Origin of the sequence: Planctopirus hydrillae (assembly GCF_001707835.1) — a bacterium.
In the GTDB taxonomy this organism is placed as follows: Bacteria; Planctomycetota; Planctomycetia; order Planctomycetales; family Planctomycetaceae; genus Planctopirus; species Planctopirus hydrillae.
In genome coordinates, this window is the sequence record NZ_LYDR01000097.1 from 1 (window position 1) to 335 (window position 335).

A 335-nucleotide genomic window follows, 5' to 3' on the forward strand; every position below is an offset into this window, starting at 1 on the left:
TGTAATGTGGACCAAATCCAATGGACTCCCGATAACAAGACGATCTATTTCAAAAGTACCATCAAGGCAGAGACACAGCTTTTCAGCATTGATGTCAAGAGCCGTAAGATACGCCAGATCACCGATGGCCCTCATGACTACACTTGGTTTGAATATCGCAATGGAGTGATGGCGGCGGGACGTCAGTCTATGGCTGTACCCACCGACCTCTATCGGGTGAATCTCAAAGACGGCAATGCCGTGGCGGTAACAGCTGAGAATGATGCTATGCTCAAGAGCATCCCTCCTATCAGTATCGAAAAAAGATGGATCAAGACCTCAAATGGTGAGAATAT

Annotated in this window: 1 protein-coding gene; it reads left to right on the forward strand. The window is 47.2% G+C overall.

Features of this window, described 5'->3' with window-relative positions; all coding sequences use genetic code 11:
- Positions 1-335: TolB family protein (locus tag A6X21_RS24675; protein ID WP_205847457.1), on the forward strand; the 335-nt coding region annotated here is incomplete at both ends.